3 protein-coding genes are annotated in these 2,894 nt (G+C 66.2%); all 3 read right to left on the minus strand.

Translation table 11 applies throughout. The features are described from left to right. The coding region (locus EN935_RS29385; RefSeq protein WP_164771421.1) for an NAD(P)/FAD-dependent oxidoreductase at positions 1 to 1,043 on the minus strand (1,043 nt) is incomplete at its 3' end. 10 nt (positions 1,044 to 1,053) lie between these two features. Further along, positions 1,054 to 2,226, minus strand: a complete 1,173-nt coding sequence (gene nagA / locus EN935_RS29390; RefSeq protein WP_109667479.1) for an N-acetylglucosamine-6-phosphate deacetylase — start codon at positions 2,224 to 2,226, stop codon at positions 1,054 to 1,056. Then, positions 2,223 to 2,894: SIS domain-containing protein (locus EN935_RS29395; protein WP_164771422.1), on the minus strand; the 672-nt coding region annotated here is incomplete at its 5' end. The genes nagA and EN935_RS29395, both read right to left, overlap by 4 nt.

A 2,894-nucleotide genomic window follows, 5' to 3' on the forward strand; every position in this document is an offset into this window, starting at 1 on the left:
ATGCCGAACAAATTGACGATGCGGCCGGCGCCATGGTCGGCCGGACCCTGGATCGTGAAGTCGGCAGCCGGCTGGCCGGGGCCGGACAGTTTCGGTCTGACGCCGGCATAGGCAGGCTGCAGGGCGCCGTCGGCAAGCTCGGGCCAGTAGCGCCGGATCGCCTCGTAGAAGACAGCGCTTCGGCGGGGATCGACCGTATAGTCGAGGTGGTCGATCCATTCGACATCCGGACCAAAGCGCGCGCTGCCGCCAAGGTCCAGCGTCAGATGCACGCCGAGGCCGCCATTGACCGGGACCGGATAGATCAGCCGCGAGAAGGGCGACCGGCCCGAAAGCGAAAAGTAATTGCCGCGCGCCAGCCAGAGCGGCGGAACGAGGTCTTGTGAAAACCCCTCGATCCGGTTGGCCAGGGCTTGTGCATCGAGACCTGCCGCATTGACGAAGGCGCCGGTTTTCAATGCGAAGATCTCGCCCTTGGCATCGCGCGTATCGATCCGGATTCCATCGACTTCAACGGCCGCTCCGGCGACAGTGGTAAGGAAGGCGAACGACACGCCGGCGGTCTCCGCGTCGCCGCGCAGCGACAGCATCAGTGCATGGCTGTCGACAATGCCGGTCGATGGCGACAGCAACGCGCCGGCGCACCTCAGCGCGGGTTCGAGGCTTTCGGCTTGTGCCTGTGTAAGCAGATCGAGATCGCCAACCCCGCAGCTCTGCGCATTGGCCCTGATCGCGCTCAGCCTGCCCAACTGATCCGGTTCGACGGCGACGATCAGCTTGCCGGTGCGATCATGGGCGACGTTGCGCTCGCAGCAATAGGTGTAGAGCCGCTCACGCCCTTCGACGCAGAGCCGGGCTTTCAGGCTCCCGGGCGCATAATAGAGCCCGGCATGGATGACCTCGGAATTGCGTGAGCTCGTGACGGTGCCGATCGCATCAGCCTGCTCGATCACCAGCACCTCTCGGCCCGACAAAGCGAGCGCGCGGGCGACGGCGAGCCCAACGACGCCCGCTCCGGCGACGACGCAATCGATATCTTGCATGGTCTTGCTTTCAGCGTGAAGCGGTGGCCTCGAACACCTTGCCGCCGCCGATCCAGACGCTTCTTATGTCGAGATCGTCCGACAGCGCAACGATATCGGCTGCCGTGCCATTGGCGAAGCGGCCAAGTCGGTGCGACTGGCCGATCGCCTGCGCCGGATACAATGAGGCCATGCGCAAGGCCTCGGATAGATCGATGCCAACGACATTGTGCATGAAGCGAACAGCCGAGATCATGTCGAGATCGGCACCCGCCAGCGTTCCGTCGGCAAGCCGCAGGCTGCCATCCTTGCGGTAGATGGTGCGGCCGTTGAGCGTGAACGAGGTCATGTCGGTGCCGATTGTCGCCATGGCGTCGCTGACCAGCACGATCTTGCCGGGACCTTGCTTGGCGCGCAGTGCGATCTTGATGGTGGCGGGATCGACATGGATGCCGTCGGCGATAAGACCGGCGGACAAGGTGCCGATATCGATGGCTGCGCCCGCCAGCCCTGGCTCGCGATTGCCGATCTGGCTCATCGCGTTGAACAGATGGGTGACCACGCTCGCGCCGGCTTCGGCGAAGGTGCTGGCGGTGGCGTATCCGGTGTCGGAATGGCCAAGACTGACGATGACACCGGCCTTGGCGATTGCCGCGACGCGTGCCGGCTCGACGGATTCCGGCGCGACGGTGGTGAGCAGCACCGGCAGCTTTTGCCGCGCCGCGATCAGCATCGCCTGGTCGGCATCGAGCATCGGCCGGATCAGCGCCGGATCATGCGCGCCCTTGCGGGCGATCGACAGATGCGGGCCTTCGAGATGCAGGCCGAGGAAGCCCGGCACCTTCCGCAGCGCCGCTGCTTCGCCGGCGGCGACGGCGGCGGCGGTGACGCCGGGCGTGTCGGTGATCAGCGTCACAAGCAGCGCCGTCGTGCCGAAGGGCGCATGCGCCTTGCAGATGGTTTCGATCGAGGCGACATCGGGGTGGTCGTTGAGCATGACGCCGCCACCGCCATTGACCTGCAGGTCGACGAAGCCCGGCGCCAGCACGCCGCCGCCGGTGTCGACGGCGCGGATATCCGAGGGGATGGCGCTGGTGGGCAAAATAGCCTCGACGAGGCCGTCACGCACGACCAGCGCGTGGCCTTCATGCCAGTCGTCGCCATCGAAAATCCGGGCGCCAGTCAGGGCAAAACGGTCGCTCATACGGTCTCCGTCACCTTGCGAAGATTGCGCGGCGTGTCCGGATCGAGGCCGCGATGGCGGGCAAAGGCCTCGACGAACATGTAGAAGGAGACGATCAGCGTCAGCGGATCGGTCAGCGGGTGGCCGGTGGCGACATGCGGCAGGCGCACGGCGCGCTGGGCAAGTGCGGAGGTGACGAACACCGGCGCGCCCTTGGCCGCCAGGCCGTCGGCGGCCTCGGCGATAGACGGCTCGGACGCATCGCGCGCGGCCAGCGCCAGCACCGGAAAATCGGGCCCGATCAGTGCCAGCGGGCCATGCATGACTTCGGCGGCGCTGTAGGCCTCGGCATGCATGCCGCAGGTCTCCTTGAATTTGAGCGCCGCTTCGTTGGCCATCGCAGCCGACGGGCCGCGGCCCAGGATGAATAGCGACTTCTGCTTCTCGATCGTCTCGGCCAGCACGCTCATCCAGTCGCAAGCGATCGCCTTGCGGAAATGCCCAGGCAATTGGGCGAGGGCCGCCAGAAGCGCATCGTCGCCGGTGGCATGCGCCATCAGGGCGAGGCCGGCGACAGCGGAATTGATGAAGGTCTTGGTTGCCGCCACGCTGCGCTCGGGGCCGGCCAGGATATCGATCGCATAGTCCGAGGCCCGCGCCAGCGGCGAATCGGCGGTGTTGGTGATGGC

This window comes from Mesorhizobium sp. M7D.F.Ca.US.004.03.1.1 (assembly GCF_003998635.1).
Taxonomy (GTDB): domain Bacteria; phylum Pseudomonadota; class Alphaproteobacteria; order Rhizobiales; family Rhizobiaceae; genus Mesorhizobium; species Mesorhizobium loti.